This is a genomic window from uncultured Boseongicola sp., from assembly GCF_937988555.1.
Classification (GTDB): Bacteria; Pseudomonadota; Alphaproteobacteria; order Rhodobacterales; family Rhodobacteraceae; genus Boseongicola.
The window spans coordinates 1-3,636 of the sequence record NZ_CALJXO010000149.1; the positions used below are offsets into that span (position 1 = coordinate 1).

Genomic DNA, 3,636 nt, shown 5'->3' on the forward strand with positions numbered 1-3,636 from the left:
GACAGGCCATAAAGCAAACTTTGATCATTGAGCTTCATGCCTAACGAATGAGGGCTGTGTGCACGATATCAAAAGTTGGCTCGCCGATCTTGGATTGGAAAAGTATGCTTCGGCTTTTGCTGAAGCAGAGATCGAGTCATCTGACCTCGCTTATCTTTCCGAAGATAATCTGAAAGAACTAGGCCTGCCAATGGGGCCAAGGAGGCGAGCGTTCGAGGCCATCAGAAAGCTGTCTGATGATGAAGCTGATGGAAATGCACCAACACCGCAAAACCAATCGACCACTACCTCTGTTTCCGACGCAGTTTCAGATACTCCTGGCTCCCCCACTGACGCCGAGCGCCGCCACCTGACGGTAATGTTCGTCGATCTCGTCGGGTCGACCGAAATGGCGACGCGCATTGATGCCGAAGATATGCGGGATGTCATCACTGGCTATCAGAACACGGTCGCTGGCGTTGTCAGCCGCTACGAGGGGTTTGTGGCAAAGTTCATGGGCGACGGTGTCTTGTGCTATTTCGGCTGGCCCCGCGCCAACGAGGATGACGCCGAGCGCGCCGTACGCGCGGGCCTGTCAATCATCGATACCGTCATGAAGACACTGGCGCCGGACGGCACGCCCCTTGCCACCCGGGTCGGGATCGCCACCGGCGTTGTGATCGTCGGCGATCTGATCGGCAGCGGCGCGACACAGGAGGCGGCCGTTGTGGGCGAAACACCCAACCTGGCCGCGCGGCTGCAGGGAATCGCGCAGCCCAACCAACTGGTGCTGCCGAAAGAAACGCAGCGCCTGCTGGGCGGCACCTACAAGCTGAAGTCCATCGGCGCACAGGACCTGAAAGGCGTGGGCGCGCCCGTCGAGGCCTTTGTCGTCGAAGGCGAGGCCGCAGTCGAAAGCCGCTTTGCCGCGCGTCAGTCTGGAACCCTGACCCCCATCGTCGGTCGGGACCGCGAGATCGAACTGATGCTCGAGCGCTGGGCTATGGCCCGCGCGCGCAAGGGGCAGATGGTCATCGTCAGCGGCGAGGCCGGCATCGGGAAGTCCCGAATCACCCAGGCGGTGATCGATGCAGTTGCCCGAGACGAGCATGTTCGCATGACCTACCAATGCTCGCCCTACCACGCCGATAGTGCGTTCTATCCGGTCACGCAGCAGATGGCGTTTGCGGCCGGCTTCGCGCCTTCCGATAGTGCAGATGCGCGGCTGGACAAGCTGGAGGCGCTGCTTGGCACAGACCACGACACGTTGAAGCTGGTGGCACCTCTCATGGGGCTCGACGGAACCACGCGATATGGCGCGCTGGACTTTACCCCCACGCAACAGCGGGCGCAAACCATGCAGGCGTTGGCGAGGCTGCTGGTCCAACAGAGCCAGAAAAAGCCGGTATTGCTGGTCTATGAGGATCTGCACTGGATTGACCCGACCTCGCTGGAGCTTGTGGAAACCCTGCTCGATGCGACCGCCGACCAACCAATCATGATCCTGGCGACGGCGCGGCCGACCTTCGAATACGGCTTCGGCGGCCACCCGATCGTGACGCGCTTTGCACTGAACCGTTTGGGCAAAGATCAGATCAGTGACATTGTCTCCAAACTTACCGGGGGCAAAGCGTTGCCGGAGGAGATTATGGAGATCATCGCGCAGCGCACTGACGGCGTGCCGCTGTTTGTCGAAGAGCTGACCAAGACGATCCTCGAAACCGGCGCCTTGAAGGAGGCTGGCGACCAACTGGTTCTGAATGGACCGCTCAGCGCCATCGCCATCCCCGCCACGTTGCATGACAGCCTGATGGCGCGGCTGGACCGGCTGCAGCCGATCAAGGAAGTGGCGCAGACAGCCGCCTGCATCGGTCGCGAGTTCAGCCATCGCCTGCTGGCGCGGATCGCCCGTCTGTCCGAGGTCGAACTCGCCGCCGCGCTCGACGGCCTGATCGGTGCCGAATTGATCTACCGCCGCGGCCTGCCGCCGGAGGCGGTCTATCTGTTCAAGCATGCGCTTGTGCGCGACGCGGCCTATGAGAGCCTGCTGAAGGAGAAGCGCCGAGCGATCCACGCGCGCATCTTGGCGGCGCTGGAGAACGACCCCGACGTTGCTCCCGAAGTGCTCGCCGTCCACGCCGAAGCCGCCAACCTCACCGACCGTGCTATCGATTTGTGGGAACTGGCTGGCCAGACGGCCATTGCGCGGCCAGCATTCAGAGAAGGTATTTCCAATCTTCATCGCGCTATCGCTTTGATCACGTCGCAGCTTGAGATCGGCGATAACACCATCCTCAACCGCGCCCTGTCCCTGCAGGTCCGGCTTGGTTATGCATCGATTGCTCATTTCGGCTGGGGGAACAATCAAACCAAGGCCGCCTTCGAACACGCTTTGGTCCTGGCCGACAGGGTTGGGGAAACGCCGCTGCGGTTCCAGATCCTCTACGGCCTGATGACCAATCGCTACATTCGCGGAGATCACGCCGAGGCGGTGCACCACGGACAGGTTTTAGTCAATCTGGCGGAAAAGATGACCGAGACTGCCCCGGCCGTCGTCGCAAACCGGTCTTTTGCCTGCAGTCTGATGTTCACAGGTGAATTTGAGCGTGCGCAACCGTATTATGATCGCGCATTGGGCCTTTTTGACCCGGTCCTGCACAATAACCTCGCCCATCTCTATGGAACGGATCTAGGGATCGGTAGTCACGCACTCATTTGCTGGAATCTGTTGATACGCGGCGAATCCCGGCGTGCGGAACAGCTCTTTCATGATTGCGAACGCTATGGGTTGGCTTGTACCGATGTCGCATCGAATTGCTATCGGCACATGATTGGCACGGTTATTCATCTGCTCACACGCAATGGCGCGGAATTTGAGCGGCACACTAATAGCCTCGTCGATATGGCTGGCGAGCATAACCTGGTTTACTTCGCAAACTACGCGGCACTAAACCGGGAATTTTTGCAAATCAGAAATGGTGACGTTACTGGAATTGCTAGTTTTTCCCGAACAGATGCAGCAATTGTGGCCACCAAGGCTTTGGCTTTCCTTCCGTTGTTGCGAACCGAAATCGCGTACCATGCCCTGACGCTCGGGCTTCGGGACGAGGCCGTACAACTGGCCACCACGACGCAGGGCCTGATCGACCAGACCGGCGAGAAGATGTGGTTGTCGGGACTCCACCGGTTATACGCGGCTATAGCCAAAGCCGATGGCGACAACAAGACCGCTGAAAGACACCTCACCACTGCCCTTGATGTCGCCCGGCAGCAGGGTGCGAAGTTATTTGAACTGCGTGCAGCCAACGACCTTGCCCGTCTCTTGCAAAATCAGAGCCGAATCGAGGAGGCCGTTGCGGTTCTCAACCCCATCCACAACAGCATTGCTGAAGGAGACTGCCCGGAAGACCAGGCGACGGCCCGCGAATTGCTTGCAGAATTGGCTGGATGAATCAACTTTCTAAGGATTGTAGTCGCACCTCGTTTCTTGCGGGGCGGAACAGCCAAGGGGCCCTTCGAACGTCGGCTTTAACAATTTTGAGTTCTTATCTCGCGCTCGCAGCAAATGTCGGCTTTCCGCCCTTCGTATCAAAATGCGTGCAGTGCAGCATCGGTCACTATGGGCTCAAAGCGCCAATTCGCTGCACCTTGCACCAA

General features: G+C 59.1%; 1 protein-coding gene. It reads left to right on the top strand.

The features are described from left to right. The first annotated feature begins 58 nt into the window (after positions 1-58). Positions 59-3,430 carry an adenylate/guanylate cyclase domain-containing protein gene (locus Q1B15_RS08075; RefSeq protein WP_299752741.1) on the top strand — a complete coding sequence of 1,124 codons (3,372 nt, stop codon included), beginning with the start codon at positions 59-61 and terminating at the stop codon, positions 3,428-3,430. Positions 3,431-3,636: the final 206 nt, after the last annotated feature.